This window comes from Vreelandella titanicae (assembly GCF_014697095.1).
Taxonomy (GTDB): Bacteria; Pseudomonadota; Gammaproteobacteria; order Pseudomonadales; family Halomonadaceae; genus Vreelandella; species Vreelandella titanicae.
This window is the reverse complement of the sequence record NZ_CP059082.1, coordinates 2,384,785-2,407,104: the sequence shown is the minus strand read 5'-3', so window position 1 is coordinate 2,407,104 and position 22,320 is coordinate 2,384,785. Positions and strand designations below refer to the sequence as shown.

The following is a 22,320-nucleotide window of genomic DNA, read 5'->3' as shown; positions in this document are numbered from 1 at the left end:
AGCCTTAGCGCAAAATCAGCACCGGTATGCGGCTACCACGTAGCATAGCCGTTGTGGTGCTACCTACCAGCAAGTGGCGAATACGCGAGTGCCCATAAGCGCCCATCACCAGCAGGTCAATACCATGCTCTTTTTCGTAAGCTTGCAGGGCTTCATCTACCTCGCCTGCACGAATGGCGCCTTCGGCTTGGTGGCCCGCATCGCGCAATATGCCTAACGCCCACTCAAGCTCGGAACGGCGTTCAGCCGTTTCCGCACCCACGATCAGCACATGGCACTCAGTGCCAGCAAAAAGCGGCGAACGAGCCAGCATCTCGACGCCTTTACGGGCGGTTTTGCTGCCGTCAAAGGCCATCAATATCTTTTCAGGTCGCTTGAAGGTTTTCGGCACCATCAGGATCGGACGGTGCAATTCACGCGCCACCCGTTCAAGGTTAGAGCCAAGGTGGCCACTGGCCTGGTGGGCGGTTTCACCGCGCTTACCCACCACCAGCAAACGCACCTCGTTTTCAAGCTCTAACAGGCTCTCTACCAGGGTGCCATTGCGCTGGCGAGTAACGGGGTCAATGACCCCATCCTCAATTGCCCGCTCTTTAGCTGCTTCCAGCATCAGCTTGCCATGCTCGCGATTCACTTTAGCGCGCTGCTCATCAAGCTCGGAAAGCTCTTTCATCAGCCTTTCGCGGGCACCGAAACGCAGGTTGCCGGAAAGGTTCTGCTCTTCGGGTACTGCTGAGTGGTTGTCGACCACATGCACAAAGGTTAACGGTGCATCCATAGCCAAGCTTGCCCAGGCAGCATAATCGCAGACGCCTTCAGAAAACTGGGAGCCGTCAATAGCGGCTAATACTTGATCTGTCATGTCGCTCTCCTTGCGTTGGTTAGTGGCCGCCCATCAGCTTTTCAACCGCTTCGGGGTCGTTGTGTACCGCATAGCGATCCACGACCGTCGCACTGGCCTCGCTCAAGCCCACAAGCTCTACCTCGGTCCCTTCACGGCGGAATTTAATCACCACGCGATCCAGCGCCTGCACGGCGGTAATATCCCAGAAATGCGCCCGGGAGAGGTTGATAGTGACTTTATCGATACTCTCTTTGAAATCGAACGCGCCGATAAAGCGTTCGGAGGAAGCAAAAAATACCTGACCGACGACTTCGTATTCACGCTCTTTCCCCGGCTCTATTTCTTTGGAGCCGATATACATGATGTTGCCGACTTTGTTGGCAAAGAACATCGCCGCCAACAGCACACCAACGAACACGCCAATCGCCAAGTTGTGAGTACCTACCGTAACGATAACGGTGGCCACCATGACGATATTGGTGCTCATGGGGTGCTTTTTCAGATCGCGAATCGATTCCCAACTAAAGGTACCGATAGAGACCATAATCATTACCGCCACCAGCGCGGCCATGGGGATCTGGGATACCCAATCCGCCAGGAAGACCACCATCAGCAGTAGTGCGATACCGGCAATTAACGTCGAGGTACGACGACGACCACCGGATTTAATGTTGATCACCGATTGGCCAATCATGGCGCAGCCCGCCATACCGCCAATCAAACCCGCGCCAATGTTGGCAATACCCTGGCCTTTACACTCGCGGTTTTTATCGCTCTTGGTATCAGTTAAGTCATCAATAATGGTCGCCGTCATCATCGATTCAAGCAGGCCCACCACGGTTAACATTAGCGAATAGGGCAGGATGATCATTAGGGTTTCAACGTTCAGCGGCACATCAGGCCACAAAAACATCGGCAGGCTATCGGGCAGCTCGCCCATATCGCCAACGCTGCGAATATCCATGCCAGTCAGCATGTACACAGCGGTGAGCACGACAATACATACCAGTGGCGAAGGAATGGCTTTACCAACTACCGGCACATAGGGGAAGCCGTAAATGATGGCTAAGCCCGCAACGGTCATGGCATAAACGTGCCAAGTGACGCCCGTCAGTTCAGGCAACTGGGCCATAAAGATCAGGATAGCGAGCGCGTTGACAAACCCAGTCACCACCGAGCGCGATACGAATCGCATCAACTCAGCAAGCTTTAGATATCCTGCCACAATCTGCAGCACACCGGTCAACAGCGTGGCGGCCAGCAGGTACTCTAAACCGTGCTCTTTCACCAGGGTAATCATGAGTAGCGCCATGGCGCCGGTTGCCGCTGAAATCATGCCGGAGCGGCCGCCAGTAAAGGCGATAATCACACAGATAGCGAAGGAGGCGTAAAGGCCGACTTTCGGGTCAACGCCAGCGATGATCGAGAACGCAATGGCCTCGGGGATTAGCGCAAGAGCCACGACAATCCCCGCAAGGGTGTCGCCCTTGAGGTTGGAGAGCCAGGATTGTTTAAACTTTTCGTACATGCAAGGGATCCATGGTTTTAGGTTCATAACAGGCCAAAAGCGGTCAAACAGCGCAGCCAACAAGAGGAAGCACCGCCAACACATTGGCACGCTGGGATAATCAGCTTTTTATTTTAAATAGTGGTGAGCTAGCGTTAGGTGCCGCTAAATTCAGGTACTGAAAACTTGAGTACTGAAAACATAAGCACTTTAAAAGAAGGCACTAGAAACAAGTACCAGAAAGCGATGACAGCACAATGAATGCACTATCAGCACCTTTAGGGGAAGCGAGGGGCTAGGGCGGAGTCATCAGCCCTGAAAAGCAATGTTTGAATACATTCATTGGCAGAGATTCTTTTACAGTTGCGAAAAGAAAGAGTCGTGCATAAAACGTGTCGCAAAAAAGCATATTGTAGGCAAGCAAGGTGCGACAAAGTGCCGTATCCTACCAGGAATTCTGCTGCATTGCACCTCACGTCTAACACCGCTAGTCAGGTTCTACCACTACGTAATAGACCACTACGATAGGTAAAGTGACCTCTGCCCCCTTTCTGAAGTACCATTGCGCCGCTAACTAACAGGATATTAAATCCCAACTTTGCACGTTGAAGCGGCACGCTATTCTTTACTGAACACGCCTGCCGATTTAAAGAGGAGCAGTCAATGAGCCAATCTATTGCAGTCATCAAGGGCGACGGTATCGGCCCCGAAATTATGGAGGCCACGCTGCGAGTACTCGACGCCTTGGATTGTGGCTTAACCTACCAGCACATCGATGCTGGCTTAGGTGCCCTTGAAAAGCATGGCACGCTGATTCCTCAAGAGTCGTTGGATGCCATCGAAAAATACGGCATCGCGCTGAAAGGCCCGCTAACCACGCCGATTGGCAAGGGCTTCTCCTCGATTAACGTACAGCTACGTCGTCACTTTGACCTTTATGCCAACGTGCGCCCGGCAATTAGCTTCCCCGGTACTCGTTCGCGCTACGACGATATTGATATGATCACCGTGCGCGAAAACACCGAAGGCGCGTATCTTTCCGACGGCCAGGAGATGATCGACGACGGCGATACTGGCATTTCGGTGATCAAAGTGACTCGCAAAGGCTCCGAGCGCATTGTGCGCTACGCCTTTGAGCTGGCCAAAAACAACGGTCGCAAAAAAGTCACCGCGGTACACAAAGCCAACATTATCAAAACCAGCTCGGGTTTATTTCTGGACGTAGCGCGGGAGATTGCCAAAGAGTACCCCGAGATCGAATTCCAAGAGATGATCGTCGATAACGCCTGCATGCAGCTGGTAATGAACCCACATCAGTTTGATGTGGTGGTCACTACCAACCTGTTTGGCGATATTCTCTCTGACCTTTGCGCTGGCTTAGTCGGCGGTTTGGGTTTGGCTCCAGGGGCGAACATCGGCGAAAAAGCAGCGATCTTTGAAGCTGTGCATGGCTCAGCGCCGGATATCGAAGGCAAAAACATCGCTAACCCCTGCGCCTTGCTGCTCGCCGCAGCACAAATGCTTGATCACCTGGGCATGACAGAGAAAGGCACCGCCATCCGCCAGGGTATCCGTACCGTGCTGGAAACCCGCCGCGATATGGTCACCCCCGATATGGGCGGCACTGGCTCTACCGACTCCTTCGCCCAGGCGTTGGTTGAGTACGTACAGAGCCACTAGTCGACTCTTTCTAGCTGATCGCTTTCTAGCCAATTTCATTAAAGCGGTAACGCAATAAGTACAATGCATTGAGGGTGACCAGCACGGTCGCCCCAGTGTCAGCCATTACCGCGACCCACATCCCTGTAATCCCCAGCACCGTAGAGACCAAAAACAGCGCCTTGAAGCCAAGCGCCAAGGCCACGTTGGTTTTTACATTGCGCATGGTCGCCCGGGAAAGTGCGATCATCTCGGCTATCCCACCTACGCGGTTTTTAAGCAGCGCGGCGTCGGCGGTTTCAAGCGCCACATCGGTACCGCTACCCATGGCAATACCCACTTCTGCCGCTGCGAGTGCCGGTGCATCGTTAATACCATCGCCCACTTTACCCACTGGCCCAAGCCCTTGCGCCTGCCACTCGCGCACGCGCTGGGCTTTATCTTCCGGCATCAGCTCGCCTTCTGCTTCAATGCCCAACTGTTCACCAATGGCCGCCACGGTGCGGGCATTATCACCGCTGAGCATCACGGCTTGCACACCTAGGCGCTCTAACGCTTGAAGACCTTCGCGAGCATCTTCACGGGGTTCATCACGCAGAGCGATTAGTCCTAATAGGCGCTCACTTTCTATCCCGTCCTCTCCTTCTATCCCTATTTCTATCAGTACGGCCAGGCTTTTGCCCTGCGCTTCCAACGCCGCAATACGGGCTTTTATCTCACCGGTGTGCTGGGTGAAAGATTGTAAATAGCGCGGGCTCACCAGCATTAACTCACGTCCTTCGACATGTCCGGCAACGCCCTGCCCTGCTAGCGCACGAGCACCTTGCACAGTAGGTACCGAAGCCCCCTCCTGCCGGTCATAATAGTCACTGATCGCCACAGCGAGGGGGTGGCTCGAGCCCTGCTCCAGAGCGGCAGCAAGACGCACTATCTCAGCGCAACGGCTTTTATCAAGACGGCTACCAGCTTCAAGGCTCTCTACATCCGTCACGGTGGGTTTGCCCGCGGTTAGCGTGCCGGTTTTATCCAGCGCGACCCGCTTGAGTTTGCCTAACTGCTCTAATACCGCACCGCCTTTCATCAGCAGACCGTTGCGAGCGCCCACCGATAACCCGGCTGCAATGGCCGCGGGCGTCGAAATCACCAGCGCACAGGGGCAAGCAATAAGCAGTAGCGCTAGGGCGCGATAGATGGATTCCGACCACAGCATCGTCGATACCAGCGGCGGTACGATAGCGACCAGCAGCGCCACCCCGACGACCGCCGGCATATAGTAAAACGCAAAGCGGTCAATAAAACGCGCCACTGGTGCTTTGGCCGCCTGAGCCTCCTCCACGAGCTTAATCACTCGGGCGATGGTGTTGTTTTCAGCGCTGCGGGTTACCTCAACTTCAAGCACGCCATCCAGATTGACGGTGCCAGCAAATACTGACTCGCCTTCGCTACGCTCCCGTGGCACCGACTCACCATTCACAGGCGATTCATCAATCGAGGAGTGACCGGCAATAATTTGCCCGTCACAGGGCAGACGGTCGCCAGGGCGTACCTGCACTCGTTGCCCCGGCACCAGAGACGCGGCAGCAACTGCCCGAGCTTCGCCCTGCTCCATCAACCGCGCAGTAGAGGGAGTCAGCTTGGAAAGCGCCGAAATACTGCGGCGCGCCTGAGCGGCGGCAACGCCTTCCAGCATCTCCCCCACTGCAAATAGAAACACCACCACTGCCGCTTCAGCGGCGGCGTTTATCGCCAGTGCCCCTAGGGCTGCGATGCTCATCAGCATTTCAATGGTGAAAGGGTTACCCATCTTAAGCGCCTGCCAAGCACGCTGAATAACCGGCACAAGACCAACGACCGTTGCGGCGATGAACGGCCAACTGCCCAGGGTGGGCCAGGCGAATTTAAGCCCCCAGGCAAGCGCCAGCAATACACCACTGACAATCACCAAACGCCCTTTAGGCGACTGCCACCATGAGGACGACTTTTCCGATTCAGTTGTGTTCACCGACTCATCGATTACCTGGTAGCCCAGAGCCGTGATCGTTGACTCAATATCGGAATGTGGCAGGGTCTTACCGGGCAGTGCGGTTAATCGCACCGAGCCGGTGACAGAACTCGCGGAAACATGTTCAACATGGTTTAAACGATTTAGCGCCGCCTCAACTTTACGTTCGCAGCCACCGCAGTCCATACCTTGCACGCGCAGGGTGGTCGGCGACGGAGAAACTGCAGAGGTTTTAGCCGGTGTGGTCGTACTCATCGCTCTTTGCTCCAAGTTAGTCTATCTTAGGAGCAGCGTAATACCTGTAGTCACTAGAGGTTCAAGTAATGAAAGATCAAACCCCTGAGCCAACTGCCACTGAGCGTTATATCGGCATTGGTGAGCTGGCACGCGAGTCCGGCTGCAAGCCAGAAACGGTGCGCTACTACGAACAGATTGGGTTACTGCCTTCAGCACCGCGCAACGAAGGCAATCAGCGGCGCTACACTACTGCTGCTATCCGCCGTTTGACGTTTATTCGCCATGCGCGGGATTTTGGCTTTTCGGTGGAGGCAGTCCGGGAGCTGTTACAAATGGCGGATTACCCCACTATGCCCTGCGAAGAGGTAGACACGCTAGCGAAGCGTCACCTAGCCGAGGTCGAGGCACGACTTGCACGACTCACCTCGGTACGCGATGAGCTCAAACGCATGATCAATCAATGTGCGGGGGGCAATGTTGGCCAGTGCCATATTATTGACGTACTCAGCGACCACCGGTTGTGCCATCAAACGGGGCCTCACGGTGGCGCGGATGTCATAGGTTAACGCGCAATTAACCCAGCCACACATCCAAGAACAGCATAATCACCAGCCCCATCGCCAAGCCAAAGGTGGCTTTTTTCTGGTGCCCGCAGCGGTGGGTTTCGGGGATGATTTCGTGGCTGATCACGTACAGCATCGCGCCGGCGGCAAAGGCCAGGCCCCAGGGCAGCAGTATTTGGGAAACGCTGACAATACTGGCACCAAATAGCCCGCCAACGGGCTCGATTAGGCCGGTTAGCGCAGCAATCGACCAGGAGCGCCACTTTGAGTAGCCCTCGCCCATTAAGGCGACCGCAACGGCGAGTCCTTCTGGCATGTTCTGTAAGCCAATACCGATCGCCAGGGGCATACCGCCCTCTAACCCATTGGCCCCAAAGCCAACGCCCACTGCCATGCCTTCCGGCAGGTTGTGGATAGTAATCGCAAACACAAACAGCCACACCCGGCGAAGCGATGCAGCCTCCGGCCCTTCACGGCCCTGGGCAAAATGCTCATGGGGCAGATGCTCGTTAAGCAGCGCAATCGCGCCCATTCCTAACAAAATAGCCGCACAAACAATCGCGGCAGGCACGGGGCCACCGGGATAATAGATTTCCGCAGCGTCAAGCGCTGGAATAATCAGCGAAAAGAATGACGCTGCCAGCATTACCCCCGCCGCAAAACCTAACGCCAAATCACGAAAGCCACGGCTAGGCGTTTTACCTAGCAGCACCGGTAGCGCACCTACCGCCGTCAACAATCCAGCAATTAAGCTGCCCAAAAACCCTAATAACAACGTATTTTCCATGGACAGCATAAACTCGGTTGGCATTCAGAAAGGCATCAAAGAGAACGACACGTTGTTGTCTAACGTGGTATCAACACGTACTTTAACGCATTAATGCCTAATGAATAAATAACGATGGTTTTCATTAGCGCGATGTCAGTAGTGCGCCTTGGGAACATTAAAAGGGGATTCTCGTGCCTCATTCCGCTACGTTCGCCGCCGCCCACTTTACCCAGCTACGACCCCGCTTAGTGGCCTTTGCGCGCCTGCAGTTACGCGACTCTACCGCCGCTGAAGATGCTGTACAGGAGACCCTGCTCACCGCCTTTGAGAAAAGCGCCACCTTTGAAGGGCGCTCCGAGTTCGAGACCTGGGTATTTGGCATATTAAAATACAAAATTCTGGATCAACTGCGTCAACAGCGCCGTCAAGGTACTTGGCAACCGTTAGGCCTGGACTTAGATGACGACACCCTTGACCGTCTATTTCAACAGGATGGTCACTGGCAAAGCGCTGCCCGCCCCAGCCACTGGGGAGAGCCTGAGCAGGTGTTAGAAAACCAGCGTTTTTGGCAAGTATTTGATGCCTGCTTGATAGCCTTACCGGAGAATATCGCACGCGTATTTACCTTGCGTGAACTCATGGGGCTCTCCACCACAGAGATCTGTAAGGAAACCGGCATTACTGAAACCAACTGCTGGGTCATCTTACACCGTGCGCGTTTACGGCTAAGAGAGTGCTTGGATCATGGTTGGTTAAATTAGCTGAGGGGAACCTGATATGCTTATGTGCCGCGAAGCCACGAGGTTGATGTCTTTAAAACAGGACAAAATATTAACATTGCGTGAAAAGATGGCTCTTCGTCTTCACCTGTCGATGTGCCGGGATTGCCGTCACTGCGCCCGCCAATTTGATCTGTTGCACAACATTAGCGACCACCACCCCGCCTCGCGAATCTCTTCCCGCAAAACGCTAGACGATTAGCTTTTTCGGCTAAGTGCTGCAAACCACTACTCTCTCCTGCTTCGCTTCTCCGTCAGCGAACTCCTACGTACGCCCGACAAAAACATTGTATAGAGTCCACTTGATGGCCCATGCAAAAGCCAGCGCATAGGCGCTGGCTTTTCGCTTTTTACACTATTCTACTAACGCAATTAACGCAGTGGCGTCTTACGCAGGTAAGGCAGAACCGTTTCATACTCGCCATACTTCTGCTTGGCATCGGCGTCAGAAACGCTAGGCGGAATAATCACGTCCTGACCTATCGTCCAATCAGCTGGGGTGGCAACGCCGTGTTTCGTCGTGGTTTGCAATGCATCCAGGGCGCGTAGGATTTCCGCAAAGTTACGCCCTACGGTCATTGGATAGGTCATGGAAAGCTTCAACTGCTTATCCGGCCCGATAATAAACACCGAGCGCACCGTTGCGCTGTCTGCTGGCGTGCGGCCATCGGGCAGGTAGGCATCTTCCGGCAGCATGTCATACAGCTTTGACACCGTAAGACCGTCGTCGGCGATGATCGGAAAATCGACTTCGCTGCCGCTGACGGTTTGGATGTCATTGCCCCAGCGTTTGTGGTCTTCAACACCATCCACGGAAACACCGATTACTTTGGTGCCACGTTTCTTCCACTCTGCGCTCAGCTGCGCGACGGCACCGAATTCTGTCGTGCAAACCGGGGTAAAGTCTTTAGGATGCGAAAACAGGATCGCCCAGCTGTCGCCAATCCAGTCATGAAAACGAATCGGCCCTTGGCTCGTCTCCGCTTCGAAATCGGGCACGACTGCATTAATACGTAATGACATGCTTTCCTCCTTAATGGGCGTTAGACGCCCTAATAGCTTATTTGACTTTCAACACCTTCACTATAGATCATTTAGCGCTAAGACAGCGAGTCGTAGTACAACGTTCCCTCGCTCTGCCAAGCGTAGTCTAACGGCGTAAAAGCCTGAATATAAATGCCTGTAAAAGCAGAACGGCGCCCCAAGGCGCCGCTTTAAATCAACAACAGAGAGCACCTTCTTTGGGATTACTCGGCTGCTTTGGCAGCTTTATCTTCCCGTTTAACCCGCTTGATCCACTGCTGTTTAGCATAGTGGCGTAGATTGGCCACATTGTCGGTCTCATCGACAATATCTTGCCCCAGAATGGTTTCGATAATGTCTTCTAACGTGATTAAACCTACAAAGGTGCCATGCTCGTCGTAGACAACCCGCATGTGCAGGTGATCTTTTAGCATAGAGGTGAATACCTGCTCGATGTTATGTGAGACGTCCACGCTGCCAATCGGATGCATCAACTCGCGCATCGTTTTGGCATCGTCAGCGTGGTACATATCTGCTTTATGCACATAACCAAAGGCCTGCTCACCGTTGTCCATCACTGGGAAGCGCGTAAACGGTGCTTTGCCATACTGCTCATCGAACGTTTTCACGGTCATGTCAGGCAAAACGGTTTCACACACCGTGCGCGGCGTCATCGCTTTGCTGACGACGATATCGTGCAAGTTGAGCATATTGATAATGGTGCGCGACTCGTCCTCGTCCAGCACCTTCTCTTCCAGGCCGACGCGGGCAAGTACTTTAATTTCATCACGCAGATCGACATCATGCTCTGACTTACCTAGCCGGCGGGTGATCTGCTCCGACATCCAGATAAAAGGCAGCAGACCTATAATCATCGGGTTTAACAGACGTGGCAAATACGGGGACAAGCCGCGCCAGTACGTCGCGCCTATGGTCTTCGGAATAATTTCCGACAGTATTAAAATCGCCATGGTCATTACCGCCGAAACGATGGCAATAGAGGCTTCGCCAAACACGACCGCCGCCTGAGCACCCACTGCAGTTGCACCCACGGTATGAGCAATCGTATTGAGCGTCAAAATAGCGGCTAGGGGCCGGTCGATATTCGCCTTCAGGCGCGTAAGCGAGGCATGCAGTTTGGGGCTATCTTCTTTCTGCTTAGCAATGTAGCTGGGTGTAATTGAAAGAAGCGCCGCTTCAAGGATGGAACATAAAAACGAAAACGCGATTGAAAGGGTAGCAATCGTGATTAGGAGGAACATGAGGGCCTAGAGTGATGGATTGTATCCGGTTTATAGGGGCATCATAAGCGGAAGTCAATGGTTCCCTATCGTGCGCTCGCCACCGCGCAAAGCTGAATTCATGGGCGCAGCGGCAACGCAGCCCCGATGGCAACGAAGATGCCGCCGCAAGTGCGATTGAATCCGCGGCCAACGCGCTTCAGCCAGTGGCGAATGCGGTTAGCCATATTGGCAAGTAGGCCTTCCACCACACATTCGATAGCCACAAAGGTGCCTGCCAGCACGAAATATTGCAGCATCAAGCTGCGCTGTGGGTCGATAAACTGAGGTAGAAAAGCGCTGAAAAACAGCAGTACCTTGGGATTGGTAATCGATGCCAGTACCCCTTGGCGATACAGGTACCACCCGCTCGCTTGGCTTGCACTCACATCCACCTCACCTGTAATCGGCGGCGAGCGCCATACCTGGATACCCAGCCAAATAAGATACCCCCCGCCGACCCATTTCAGCACTGTCAGCCACACCACCGACGATTTAAGCAGCGCACCAATGCCAAACATGCACAGGGCAATAATCAGCATAAATCCTGTGGCGCCGCCTACGATGGTAAACAGGGTTCTACGGCTGCCATGTAGCGCGCCGTGGGTCAGCGCTAGCAGGCCGTTTGGCCCAGGCGAAAGCGAAAGGCCAAGGCAGGCGATTAGGTATAAAAGCCAAGTGTCTAACAGCATAGTAACCCCTCACCCATGAAAAAATGCCCTCAATGCGCCAGCATGTCACTGTTGGTCGGCGTTTTCCATTCGTTAAAGCACGCTCAATAAAAACGCCTTCCCCTTGTACTATATGTAACACGGGGAAGGCGCCGTCTAACGACCCTTTTACTGCCACATAATGCTTAGGCGAACACTTCAGTCCACTCGCTACGCTTGGCCAGTAGGCCTTTGGCCAATTCTTTAGCGCCTTCCAGGCTGTGGCTGGCGGCCCAGCCGCACTGCATTTCGTTGCAGGCGGGAACCTCAGTGGCTTCGAGCACATCGTTCAGGGTTTGTTCGATGATAGTGATCACGCCGTCGTAGTCGTCGTGATTGATCATCGCGATGTAGAAGCCGGTTTGGCAGCCCATGGGGCTGATATCGACCACTTTATCGGTGTGATTGCGGGACAGCTCAGCCATCAAGTGCTCAAGGGAGTGCAACGCCGGCATCTCCATATGCTCTTTATTGGGCTGGCAGATACGCAGGTCATATTTATGAATACGGTCGCCGTTCTGGCCTTCTTTAATATCGGCTAACCGAACGTACGGGGCTTTTACCTTGGTGTGATCCAAGTTAAAGCTCTCGACGTTCATCTTTTGATCGGTCATGTTCGCTCCTTTTTCGCTTAAACCTTGGGCGCGTCAAAATTCCATGGTTCGTCGGTATAAACACACACGTTGGCATCTTCGATATCGCCATCCGGCGCTTCAACGTGCTTGGCAAAGAAGTCCTGAATCTCTTTGCGCTGACAATGGGCTTCAAACTCTTCGCGACTGGCCCAGATTTCATGAAAAACAATCGGATAACTGGTGCCCTGGGCGAAGGGATTATCGATCTGCCGGGTCACGGTGTAGTGAATACACGCATCTTCCCGGTGGGTGTTCGGCTCTAACGACTGAAGCGCTTTGAATACCGCTTCTTCTTTGCCGGGTTTGGGCTTAAAACCGGCAATACAGTAAATTTTTTCTGACATGGTCATCTCCTAAGTCGTTAAGCGTACGTCATTATGCGGCTTGTCGACGTAGGTTAACAACCTAGCGGATTATGCGCTCTGCCAATGCTTCTAGATCGGTAACCGTCATATCCGGCTCGACACCCCAAGGGTCGAAAGGGGCGTCGGAACTGCGCCGTATCCAGGCACTACGTAGGCCTGCATGGGTGGCGCCAATCACATCAAAAGGGTTACTGGAAACCAGCCATGTATGTTCGGGGCGTGCCTCTAAGCGGCTACGCAAATGCGCGTACACTGCTGGGTCTGGCTTAAAGCGTTTTACCTCATCGGCGCTGATTACATCGTCCATATGGCTCTCAACGCCTGCTCGGGTAAGTAACTTGGACACGGCATCTGCTGTGCCGTTCGAAAACGCCACGCAGCGTATGCCCGCTTCGCGAAGCTGATCGAGCGCAGGCACTACATCGTCAAACGCGGGCAGTTCACCGTACACCGTCATCAGATGATCTTGGTCATTATCCGAAAGCCCGGTTTGCAGTGCACGGTCAATAAAAACCAGCGCTTCGCGGGTGCACTCCGAGAACGGCACGTAAGCCCCCATCAGGCCGTGGCGAAAGCTGTACTCAAGCTGCTTATCGCGCCAGCGGCGGGCAAACTCAGCCGCTTGAGACGCATCCGTTAGGCGGCACTCTAACTCTACCGTAACGCCTTGAGTATCAATCAGCGTACCGTATACATCGAAAGCTAATACCGGTTGCATCGTTGGCTACTCCTTAACTTTCAATTAATTGTGACCTGAGTTCAGCTTATATCTTTAGCATAGACGACACCTTCAATAACAAAAGCGCCGCTGCACAGGCAGCGGCGCTTAGAAGGCTACGACACTCGATCAGACCGTAAACGCGGCCTCTTTTTCACCGCTTTTCAGGTCGCCAGAGCGCGTAAGCTCATCGGTAACCCGGTCAATGGCGCGCTTGGCGCGGCCAATCATCTCGTCCACTTCACCACGATTAATGGTCAGCGGTGGCGCAAAGCCGAGAATATCGCCTTGCGGCATGGCCCGGGCAATCAGGTTCTCTTCCATAGCGGCAGCCGCCACGCGGGGGCCGACTTTGAGTGCCGGGTCGAAGTGCAGGCGCTGCTTGGCATCCGGGGAGAACTCCAGTGCCGCCATCAGACCTACACCACGAACGTCGCCCAGCAACGGATGACCTTCGAAATTGGCTTTTAGCTGCTGCTGGAAGTAAGCACCGGTTTCCGACGCGTTACCCACCAGGTTTTCACGCTCGATGATATCCAGGTTAGCAAGCCCTGCCGCACAGCCCAGAGCGTGGCCAGAGTAGGTCCAGCCGTGGCCGATGGGGCCGTACTCACCGGTGCCCTGCTCCAGCACCTGCCAGACTTTCTCACCCACAATCACGCCGGAGAGCGGCTGGTAGGCGCTAGTTAAGCCCTTGGCGATGGTGACCAGGTCAGGCTTCATATTGTAGTGGTGGCTACCGAAGTCAGAGCCGGTACGGCCAAAGCCACAGACCACTTCATCGGCAATCAGCAGCACGTCATACTTCGCCAGCACGCTTTGAATGGCATCCCAGTAGCCTTCCGGCGGCGGTACGATACCGCCAGTACCCAGTACCGGCTCACCGATAAAGGCGGCCACGGTATCCGGGCCTTCTTCCAGAATCATCGCTTCCAGTTTCTCAGCGCAATACGCAGAGAACTCCAGCTCGGTCATGCCGTGCTGTTCGGCGGCACGCAGGTAGTAATGCGGCGCTTCGGTATGGCGAATGGTATCGATGGGCAGATCGAAGTGGTCGTGGAACGCTTTCAGGCCGGTCAGCGAGCCCGAGGCAATGCCCGAACCATGGTAACCACGCATACGTGAGATAACCTTTTTCTTCTGCGGACGGCCCAGCACGTTGTTGTAGTAGCGTACGATCTTGAGCTGGGTTTCGTTGGCATCAGAACCCGACATGCCGTAGTAAACCTTGGACATATTCATCCCGGCGATTTTTAGAATACGCTCGGAAAGCTCGATCTGCGGCTCGTTGGAGTGACCTACGTAGGTATGGTAGTAAGAGAGTTCAAGTGCCTGCTTATAGATCGCCTCGGCGACTTCGGTGCGCCCGTAGCCGATGTTGACGCAGTAAAGCCCGGCAAAGCCGTCGATAAATTCGCGGCCGTCCTTATCCACGATATTGATGCCTTTGCCGCCGGTAATCACGCGGCCCGGCGCATCGCCATGGGCGAAATCGCGCAAGTGGGTAGAGGCGTGGAAAGTGACTTTACGGTCGCGTTCGATCAAATCCTGATGCAAGCTCATAGTGTTCTCTCTGTACGGTAAACCTCCCCAGTCAGCGGGGAGGTGCTTTATTCATTAATGATGAACTTATTTTTGGGCACCTAACGGTGCCTTCGCCCGGCCGAGCCGGCCTCCCACAAGGCCAACTCAAGTTCCCGGACTTAACTACCCGACACCGAACCCAGCGCGCCCAGGCAGTAATACTTCGTTTCCAGGTATTCATCGATACCCGTGGCACCGCCTTCACGGCCAAGGCCAGACTGCTTCACGCCACCAAAGGGAACCGGCGGGCCGGTCATCTTAACCGAGTTAACGCTGACCATGCCGTACTCCAGGGCGCGCATCAGCTTCCAGATGCGGCGAATATCGTGGGTATAGATATACGCCGCCAGGCCGTACTCGGTGTCGTTGGCCATTTCAATCACTTCGTCGTCGGTGCTGTAGGCGGTGATCCCGGCCACAGGCGCGAAGTTCTCTTCCCGCCACACTTTCATCTGCGCCGTCACGCCGGTCAGCATCACCGGCATAAAGAAGTTTTCCCCCGGTGCTTGGCTTTGATCACCCCCCACCATCTTGGCGCCTTTGGAAATGGCGTCATCGACAATCGCGGCCGCCTTTTCTACCGCCTGACGGTGAATCAACGGGCCAAGGTCTATCTCACTCTGGAGGCCATTGCCCACGGTAAGCGCCGCCATACGCTCGCTGAAATGCTCTACGAATTCATCATGGATAGATTCGTGCACCAGGATGCGATTAGCAGCCAAGCAGTCCTGCCCAGCGGTTTGGAACTTGGCGTCAATGGCTGCAAAGGCCGCCTCTTTGGGATCCATATCGGGCCCAACGATAAACGGTGCATTGCCCCCCAACTCCAGGGAGAGCCGCTTGACGGTATTAGCGCTCTGCTCAATCAGCAGACGGCCCACGCGGGTGGAACCGGTGAACGACAACGCCCGAATACGCGATTCGGCGCAGAGAATCTTTGAGACTTCCGCAGGATCGCCCAGCACCACATTGAAAATCCCCGCGGGAATCCCAGCACGCTCGGCCAGCTCCGCCAGCGCCAACGCCGAGAAGGGCGTTTCATTGGCGGGTTTGACGATCACCGGGCAGCCCGCTGCCAGCGCCGCCGCAGCTTTGCGGGTAATCATCGCCAACGGAAAGTTCCATGGCGTAATCATCGCCGCGATTCCCACCGGCTCTTTAATGGTACCAAGTGATGCGTTGGGAATATGGCTGGGGATGGTTTCGCCATAGGTACGCTTACCCTCTTCGGCGAACCAGCGCACGAAACTGGCACCGTACTGCACCTCCCCACGGGCATCGGGCAGCGGCTTACCCTGCTCCAGCGTCATGATGGTCGCAAGGTCTTCACGGTTAGCTTGAATCAGGTCATACCAGGCCAGCAGGCGCTCGCAGCGCTCATCGGCGCGTAGCGCCCGCCACTGTACAAAAGCGGCTTCAGCGGCATCTACAGCGGCGGTTATCTGCTCGGCTTCCAGCAACGGGATATGACCAATGGCTTCATTGGTAGCGGGGTCATAGACAGCCTCTTCGCGACCGCCTTCCCCGTGAGTCCACTTACCGTTCACGTAGGCGTACTGCCGGAACAGACGCGGATCTTCCAGGCGCTTGGCGAGCGTGGTCGATAGTGTGGTCATGGGAACCTCCCCCTCAAATGCAGTCTGGCTAACCGAGCGCTGCAGTCACTGTGTGGCATTGTCAGCAAGTGCTGATTAGCCTTGCCGTCGAATGCCCACAGGTTAACGGAGAGGAGCCACGAAGTGTTTTTGAAAACCGAGACTTATCACGCGACTTTTTTTGTCAGAGAGCGTTTGGCAGTGCTTTTTTTTGGTGGGCTTACGATAGGGGGCCAAAACTACATTAAAGAATGTCGTCGGTATCAATGCCTATAGGAACGCGCTTGACGGTTTTGGTCACGATATAGGTGAAGTAGCGCTCGATACCGGCTTCAGAGACCAGCCACTTATCCATCAAACGCTGGTAGCTATCGATGGTGCGCGCTTCAAACTTCACTAAGTAATCCACCCCACCGCCCACCGCCACACACTCGGTAACTTCCGGGGTTTGCATCACTAGCGCTTCAAAACGAGTGAAGCTTTCGGCGTTGTGCTGCTTGAGCTCAATCTGCACCCAGACAGGATTGCGCGGCACCAACACGTCCGCGTTGATGCGCGCGGTATACCCTTCAATGATGCCAGCCTTTTCCAGGCGCTTTACCCGCTCCCAGCAGGGGCTGACCGAGAGATTGATCGCCTCGGCTAGCTTCGACTTGGTGATTCGCCCATCGCGGGAGAGGATATCGAGAATTTTCAGATCGTAACGGTCAAGTTTCATCATGCCGAGGATTACGCCTCCAGGCGTTCAACAACATCGGCAATCACCGCCAGGGTATCCCCCATATTGATCAGTGAGGGGGCACGGCGAGCCATTAGAATGCCGTCGCGCTCTGCTTTATAGGCAACCGGATCGGTGCCGCTGCGGGTCATGTCGTACACGTAGGCGATGGTTTGGCCTTTTTTCACTTCATCACCCAGGGCCACCAATAGCTCTAACACGCCGGAGTGCTGGCTCTGCACGTAGCAACTGGCGTCGGGCATATCGAGATACAGTTGCCCACCTGTGGGCATTTCCACTTCGCCTTCTACAAGGCCGTAGTGAATCAGGAAATTGCGCACGCCGCGCTCGGCAATGGCAATGCTTTGTGGGGTGGAAGTACCGCCGCCGCCAAGCTCGGTGGCCACAAAGACTTTGCCCTGGCGCTCGCAGGCAGTGTCGAAGAGTTTTTCCGCATCCAACTCAAACATCACCATGGCATAGGGGGCGCCGAACGCTTTGGCACCTTCCAGAGCGGCCTGCTGCTGCTCTTTATTATCCAGCACGTGAGACGCGCCGAAGGGCAGAATATCCAGCGTGCGGCCGCCCGAGTGAAGGTCGAGCACCACGTCCGCCATGGGTACCAACACACGGGTGAAGTAGTCGGCAATTTGCGGTGTGACGCTGCCATTGGGGTCGCCGGGAAAGCTGCGATTGAGGTTGCCCTTGTCCATCGGAGAGGTACGCTTGCCTGCCATAACCGCTGGAGTATTCATGCACGGCACGATAATCACCCGCCCTGTCACGTCCTCTGCCTTCAGCGTTGAAGAGAGTTTCAGTAGCGAGGTGATGCCCTCATATTCATCGCCGTGGTTGCCGCCGGTCAGCAGTGCCGTGGGGCCTTCGCCGTTTTTTACCACGGTCACAGGAATCATCACCGCGCCCCAGGCAGACTCATCGGTAGAGATCGGTAGCTTTAAAAAGCCGTGCTGCACGCCATCGGCATCAAAATCAACGGTGGCGGAAATGGGACTTGGTCGCATCGTCGTCATGAAAAAATTCCTTTATGTTACGGGCAGCTATATCAGCACTACTTCACAAACAGCTGGCGCGGGAAATTGGCCAGCGTCTCACAGCCATCGTCGGTAATCAGAATGCTTTCGGTAATTTCCAGACCCCAGTCATCGACCCATAGCCCAGGCATGAAGTGGAACGTCATGCCTGGCTGGAGAATGGTTTCATCCGAGGGGCGCAGACTCATGGTGCGCTCGCCCCAGTCGGGCGGATAGGAGATACCGATAGGGTAACCACAGCGGGCGCCGCCACGGTCAAAACCGTATTTATCCATCGCCGCACCCAGTGCCATGGCGATATCCGCCGTACGGTTACCAGGTTTGGCCACTGCCAAACCATTTTCGATGCCTTCTAGCAGGGCTGATTCCGCGCGAATAAAATCCGTCGGCGGTGTGCCCAGAAATACGGTGCGCGACATCGGCGCATGATAGCGTTTAAACACCCCGGCAATCTCAAAGAAAGTACCTTCACCTTTGCGGAACGGCGTGTCGTCCCAGGTTAGGTGTGGCGCGGCGGCGTCTTTACCAGTAGGCAGCATGGGCACGATGGCGGGATAGTCGCCGCCAAATACTTTGCCGTTCTCATCCACAAAACCTTCGATGCCAACGCGGTAAATCTCTGACACCAGCTTGCTCTTGGGCAAGCCAGGCTCAATCACTTCAAGAATACGCGTATGCATGCCTTCCACAATCTTGGCGGCAATGCGCATATAGGCCACTTCTTGCGGCGATTTGATCGCCCGGCACCAGTTAACCAGCGCATTGGCATCCATAAAACGCGCATGGGGGAGTTCGCGCAGTAGGCTTAGATAGGCCTTGGCGGAGAAGTAGTAGTTATCCATCTCCATACCCACCACCCCCAGATGCCAGCCGCGATCCGGCATGATCGACTGAGCCAGATACTCCATCGGGTGCATGTCGGGATTCTGTACGTAGTAATCCGGATAGTAGGTAATGTTTTCGGGATCGATCCAACAGGTGAGCAGAGCACCGTTGGCATCCATGCGCCGCCCGAACCATACCGGCTCGCCTTCAAGGCCCACCAGCACACACTGATGCACATAAAACGACCAGCCGTCGTAGCCGGTCAGCCAAGCCATATTGGAAGGGTCACTGACGATCAGTACGTCAATACCACGACTGGCCATTTCAGCACGCACTTTCCACAGGCGGTTAGCGTACTCTTCGCGCGTGAAAGGCAGGGAAACCTGAGTCATCGGGCAACTCGCCATTAAAGATCACCAAGAACCAGCGCACTGCCTACTATTAGGCACGCAACGCTGGGCCACAGGATCGACCTGGCCACCACCGATCAGGCGTCGGGGTTGCATCTGCCGCGCTTGCAGCAGGCCCGCCAATGTCGTCTTAAGCCGATACTAGCACCGACCCTTGGTTAGCGGTCAAAGGCTTTATGACAAAAAGTGCATACGGCATCGTTATTTGCACTATGCGAGCTTGCAACGGCCCCTATCGCTCACCATGATAACCTGCATTGGAAACACGTTTAGCGAGAGGAAACGAAATGAAAATTGTCGTGCATATTGATGAGGCGGCACAGTGGCAAGCGGCGCTTGCGGAAGCGTTGCCCCAAGCCACCGTACTCACCAGCGAGGCACCAGCGGATGAGCGTAAAGATGCTGACTATCTCGCCATCTGGAAAGCCCCCGCCCATTTACTGCAAGAGCAGACCCAGCTCAAAGGCATCATCAATTTAGGCGCAGGGGTGGATTATCTGCTGAAAACCCCAGGCCTACCCAGCGACGTGCCAATTGTAAAATTACGCGATGCTGGCATGGGCGAGCTGATGGCCGATTACGCCCTCTATGGCGTACTGCACTTTTACCGCAGCATGGATCGTTACTCAGAGCAGCAGCAAAGCGCCACTTGGGAGCCGCAAGAGGTGGTGGAAAAATCCCAGTGGCCGGTGGGTGTATTAGGCCTGGGCGCTATTGGCAGCTTTGTGGCCAGCGCCTTGGAGCAAGCAGGTTTCCCAGTACTGGGTTGGAGCCGCTCCCCCAAGCAGATCCGTGGTGTGCACTGCTTTCATGGCGACGATGGATTAAGCGAACTGCTCGGCCAAGTGCAGAGCCTGATCACCATTTTGCCCGATACGGCCGCCACTCAACATATTCTCAACGCCGAGCGGCTGGCCCAGCTGCCCCAAGGGGCTAGTGTGATTAATCCTGGCCGGGGTAGTTTGATTGATGAGCAGGCGCTATTGGAAGCACTGGGTAGCGGTCACCAGCCGGGGCACCTGCGGGGTGCGCTATTGGATGTATTCCAGGAAGAGCCGCTGCCCGCTGACAACCCGCTCTGGCAGCATCCTAAGGTAATCGTCACACCCCATATGGCGGCACCTACTCCGCTGAATGATGCCATCGACCAAGTGATCGCCTACTTGCATGCCTTTGAATCGGGTGAAAAACTCTCCACCATCAACCCGGAGGCAGGTTACTGACGCCCCCCACCCAGGCTATACTGGCGCACTGGGAACCAAGCAGTGGCTAAAGGCTCTTAGGAAGATACCCTTTATGGAGGAAAGGCCCTTGGTCAATGTTTTTGCACGACTACCTGGCCGCGCGCTCAGGTGTGTGGGGTTGGGGTTGGGTTTTGCTATTTCCTGCTCAAGTGGAATGGCATTAGCAACTGAGACGTTCAAAGAGCCGCAGCCTTTTGAAGCCCCTCGGCCCTTTGAAGCACAGTACCGGCTTGAAGTTCGCGGTTGGCCTGGGGCTACCATTACCCATCGCCTCTCTAACGAAGGGAATCACTGGTTAAGCGATATGCGCTTTTCAATCACCGTGGCGCGCGGCCAGGAGTTCAGCCGTTTTTCGCTCAATGGCAATGACACCAACGCTCTGCTCTTTAGCAGCAGCTATTCGGTGCTGGGCGTGGGTGATAGCTATCAACTGAACGAAGGTGAGATCCCCACTTTAGATCGCCAAGCGGCGCTATTTGATCTCTCCCGTCGGGCGGGACACGAAAACTGTACACAGAGTACGCCCTGCGCGATTGAGTTTGTCGATCAAAAAGGCCGCGATGAGCACTTTCAATATTATGTTACCGCCCCAGGCAGCATTGAGGTTCCCGCAGGAGAGTTTGAAGCACTGAACGTATCGCTCATCGATATCGAGAAGCCCGACCGCCTGCTAACCATTAGCTTTCACCCTGACTGGCCCGGGCTGATTCTTTCTGCGGTGTATCGAAAAGAGGGTCGCCGCGAAACGCAGCTGACATTAACTAACTTCAACCCAAACGGTGGCGCGACGCCCTAAATGTTTTCCGGTTTATTGATTGTTCTACTACCGCTTTTTCTTGGCTATCTGGTTCGCGTCCGTTCCATACAGTTACAGAACCTGATCAACCGAGCGGTTAATGGCTCGGTTTACCTGATTCTGCTCTTCATGGGCATAAGCCTTGCCGGGCTTGAAAACCTGACTAGCCAGCTTTCGCGCCTGGGTGGCAACGCCTTGCTGTTATTTAGCATTACCACGCTGTTTAACTTAGCAGCACTATGGTGGCTATCGCGCCGTTTAACGCTTAAGGCCGGTAGCTCACCGGTGGTGAAAAATGCTCCGACCAGTAAGCTGGCGGCCATGCAGGGGTCGCTGTTATTGGTCGCCGTGGTGGCTGGGGGCGTTATCGCTGGCCTGCTGCTGGGGCCACACCTGGGTGAAAGGCTTTTCAACAGCGCAGATTTATTGGCCGAATGGGTACTCTACCTGCTGCTGGCACTGATTGGCTGCCAGCTGCGTAACTCCGGCATGCCCCTCAGGCAGATCTTACTTAACCGCATGGGGCTGGCGATTGCGGTGACGCTAGCAATAAGTTCGCTGCTGGCAGGCTTGGCTGCCGCCCCGCTGCTCTCATTAAGCTGGAACGAAGGCCTGGCGATGGCGTCAGGCTTTGGCTGGTACTCTCTTTCGGCCATCTTGATCGGCGACCAGCTAGGCCCACTGATGGGCGGTGTGGCGTTCTTCAACGACCTGACCCGGGAGCTGCTGGCGTTTATATTGATTCCACTAGTGATTCACCGCCATACCGCACTGGCGATTGGTTACGGCGGCGCCACCTCCATGGATTTCACCCTGCCCGTCATTCAGCAGCACGGCGGTGTGGCCTGCGTACCCATTGCCGTGGTCAGCGGGTTTATCCTTTCACTGCTCTCCCCGCCGCTGATTCTGTTTTTTCTTTCGCTGTCGGGTTAGCGGTGACGGGCGCTCATTGGTTAGGATAAGTGGCATTGCTGGAGATATAAAAACTCTTAACACCCAGGATGC

At 55.0% G+C, this 22,320-nt stretch carries 22 protein-coding genes; 7 read left to right on the top strand and 15 right to left on the bottom strand.

All coding sequences use genetic code 11. From position 1 onward, the window contains the following. Nucleotides 1–4: 4 nt before the first annotated feature. Together HZS52_RS11045 and HZS52_RS11040 are read right to left on the bottom strand one after the other, a co-directional pair. Nucleotides 5–862: a universal stress protein gene (locus tag HZS52_RS11045; protein ID WP_041158837.1), complete on the bottom strand. Its 858-nt coding sequence runs from the start codon at nucleotides 860–862 to the stop codon at nucleotides 5–7. 19 nt (nucleotides 863–881) lie between these two features. Continuing rightward, the gene (locus HZS52_RS11040) at nucleotides 882–2,372 is read right to left on the bottom strand and encodes a SulP family inorganic anion transporter (RefSeq protein ID WP_039859372.1); all 1,491 of its coding nucleotides are present in this window, start codon (nucleotides 2,370–2,372) and stop codon (nucleotides 882–884) included. A gap of 642 nt (nucleotides 2,373–3,014) precedes the next feature. Between HZS52_RS11040 and HZS52_RS11035 the strand changes: the two genes are divergently transcribed. Further along, nucleotides 3,015–4,031 carry an isocitrate dehydrogenase gene (locus HZS52_RS11035; protein ID WP_009287343.1) on the top strand — a complete coding sequence of 339 codons (1,017 nt, stop codon included), beginning with the start codon at nucleotides 3,015–3,017 and terminating at the stop codon, nucleotides 4,029–4,031. A 25-nt stretch (nucleotides 4,032–4,056) separates the two neighbouring features. Here HZS52_RS11035 and HZS52_RS11030 read toward each other — a convergent pair whose 3' ends face one another. Beyond that, complete coding sequence (locus HZS52_RS11030; RefSeq protein ID WP_190374746.1) at nucleotides 4,057–6,267, bottom strand: heavy metal translocating P-type ATPase; 2,211 nt, start codon at nucleotides 6,265–6,267, stop codon at nucleotides 4,057–4,059. A 68-nt stretch (nucleotides 6,268–6,335) separates the two neighbouring features. On the opposite strand from HZS52_RS11030, the gene HZS52_RS11025 reads away from it, so the two are divergent. Beyond that, a complete protein-coding gene (locus tag HZS52_RS11025; RefSeq protein ID WP_022522335.1) occupies nucleotides 6,336–6,815 on the top strand; it encodes a MerR family transcriptional regulator in 480 nt (159 codons plus the stop codon). 7 nt (nucleotides 6,816–6,822) lie between these two features. Here HZS52_RS11025 and HZS52_RS11020 read toward each other — a convergent pair whose 3' ends face one another. Beyond that, the gene (locus HZS52_RS11020) at nucleotides 6,823–7,623 is read right to left on the bottom strand and encodes a ZIP family metal transporter (protein WP_009287345.1); all 801 of its coding nucleotides are present in this window, start codon (nucleotides 7,621–7,623) and stop codon (nucleotides 6,823–6,825) included. A gap of 149 nt (nucleotides 7,624–7,772) precedes the next feature. Between HZS52_RS11020 and HZS52_RS11015 the strand changes: the two genes are divergently transcribed. Together HZS52_RS11015 and HZS52_RS11010 are read left to right on the top strand one after the other, a co-directional pair. Continuing rightward, nucleotides 7,773–8,342: a sigma-70 family RNA polymerase sigma factor gene (locus HZS52_RS11015; RefSeq protein ID WP_022522334.1), complete on the top strand. Its 570-nt coding sequence runs from the start codon at nucleotides 7,773–7,775 to the stop codon at nucleotides 8,340–8,342. Nucleotides 8,343–8,358: 16 nt separating this feature from the next. After that, complete coding sequence (locus HZS52_RS11010) at nucleotides 8,359–8,562, top strand: zf-HC2 domain-containing protein (protein WP_081742556.1); 204 nt, start codon at nucleotides 8,359–8,361, stop codon at nucleotides 8,560–8,562. A gap of 170 nt (nucleotides 8,563–8,732) precedes the next feature. On the opposite strand, the gene HZS52_RS11005 is transcribed toward HZS52_RS11010, so the two are convergent. The 11 genes from HZS52_RS11005 to doeA all read right to left on the bottom strand — a co-directional run bounded on the left by HZS52_RS11005 (nucleotide 8,733) and on the right by doeA (nucleotide 19,257). After that, nucleotides 8,733–9,383: a peroxiredoxin gene (locus HZS52_RS11005; protein ID WP_022522333.1), complete on the bottom strand. Its 651-nt coding sequence runs from the start codon at nucleotides 9,381–9,383 to the stop codon at nucleotides 8,733–8,735. A 224-nt stretch (nucleotides 9,384–9,607) separates the two neighbouring features. Then, the gene (locus HZS52_RS11000) at nucleotides 9,608–10,645 is read right to left on the bottom strand and encodes a CNNM domain-containing protein (RefSeq protein WP_190374745.1); all 1,038 of its coding nucleotides are present in this window, start codon (nucleotides 10,643–10,645) and stop codon (nucleotides 9,608–9,610) included. A gap of 98 nt (nucleotides 10,646–10,743) precedes the next feature. Further along, the gene (locus tag HZS52_RS10995; RefSeq protein ID WP_190374744.1) at nucleotides 10,744–11,355 is read right to left on the bottom strand and encodes a LysE family translocator; all 612 of its coding nucleotides are present in this window, start codon (nucleotides 11,353–11,355) and stop codon (nucleotides 10,744–10,746) included. A gap of 164 nt (nucleotides 11,356–11,519) precedes the next feature. Next, nucleotides 11,520–11,987 (bottom strand): S-ribosylhomocysteine lyase, encoded by a 468-nt coding sequence (locus HZS52_RS10990; RefSeq protein WP_190374743.1) that lies wholly within the window; start codon nucleotides 11,985–11,987, stop codon nucleotides 11,520–11,522. A gap of 17 nt (nucleotides 11,988–12,004) precedes the next feature. Then, nucleotides 12,005–12,352: a putative quinol monooxygenase gene (locus HZS52_RS10985; protein ID WP_088698900.1), complete on the bottom strand. Its 348-nt coding sequence runs from the start codon at nucleotides 12,350–12,352 to the stop codon at nucleotides 12,005–12,007. A 61-nt stretch (nucleotides 12,353–12,413) separates the two neighbouring features. Further along, nucleotides 12,414–13,091: a haloacid dehalogenase type II gene (locus HZS52_RS10980; protein WP_190374742.1), complete on the bottom strand. Its 678-nt coding sequence runs from the start codon at nucleotides 13,089–13,091 to the stop codon at nucleotides 12,414–12,416. A 129-nt stretch (nucleotides 13,092–13,220) separates the two neighbouring features. Beyond that, nucleotides 13,221–14,654, bottom strand: coding sequence for an aspartate aminotransferase family protein (locus tag HZS52_RS10975; RefSeq protein WP_009287349.1), 1,434 nt, complete (start codon nucleotides 14,652–14,654; stop codon nucleotides 13,221–13,223). 140 nt (nucleotides 14,655–14,794) lie between these two features. After that, nucleotides 14,795–16,291, bottom strand: a complete 1,497-nt coding sequence (locus HZS52_RS10970; protein WP_190374741.1) for an NAD-dependent succinate-semialdehyde dehydrogenase — start codon at nucleotides 16,289–16,291, stop codon at nucleotides 14,795–14,797. 223 nt (nucleotides 16,292–16,514) lie between these two features. Then, a complete protein-coding gene (locus HZS52_RS10965; protein ID WP_022522328.1) occupies nucleotides 16,515–16,991 on the bottom strand; it encodes an Lrp/AsnC family transcriptional regulator in 477 nt (158 codons plus the stop codon). Between the two features lie 8 nt (nucleotides 16,992–16,999). Continuing rightward, on the bottom strand, nucleotides 17,000–18,019 hold the full coding sequence (doeB, locus tag HZS52_RS10960; RefSeq protein WP_022522327.1) for a N(2)-acetyl-L-2,4-diaminobutanoate deacetylase DoeB: 1,020 nt from the start codon (nucleotides 18,017–18,019) through the stop codon (nucleotides 17,000–17,002). Between the two features lie 38 nt (nucleotides 18,020–18,057). After that, the gene (doeA, locus tag HZS52_RS10955) at nucleotides 18,058–19,257 is read right to left on the bottom strand and encodes an ectoine hydrolase DoeA (RefSeq protein ID WP_027958052.1); all 1,200 of its coding nucleotides are present in this window, start codon (nucleotides 19,255–19,257) and stop codon (nucleotides 18,058–18,060) included. Between the two features lie 305 nt (nucleotides 19,258–19,562). Between doeA and HZS52_RS10950 the strand changes: the two genes are divergently transcribed. The 3 genes from HZS52_RS10950 to HZS52_RS10940 all read left to right on the top strand — a co-directional run bounded on the left by HZS52_RS10950 (nucleotide 19,563) and on the right by HZS52_RS10940 (nucleotide 22,248). Further along, on the top strand, nucleotides 19,563–20,498 hold the full coding sequence (locus HZS52_RS10950; protein ID WP_190374740.1) for a 2-hydroxyacid dehydrogenase: 936 nt from the start codon (nucleotides 19,563–19,565) through the stop codon (nucleotides 20,496–20,498). Nucleotides 20,499–20,673: 175 nt separating this feature from the next. Continuing rightward, entirely contained in the window at nucleotides 20,674–21,315 is a 642-nt protein-coding gene (locus tag HZS52_RS10945) for a hypothetical protein (RefSeq protein WP_081742559.1), read from the top strand. After that, nucleotides 21,316–22,248, top strand: coding sequence for a LysO family transporter (locus HZS52_RS10940; RefSeq protein WP_190374739.1), 933 nt, complete (start codon nucleotides 21,316–21,318; stop codon nucleotides 22,246–22,248). Nucleotides 22,249–22,320: the final 72 nt, after the last annotated feature.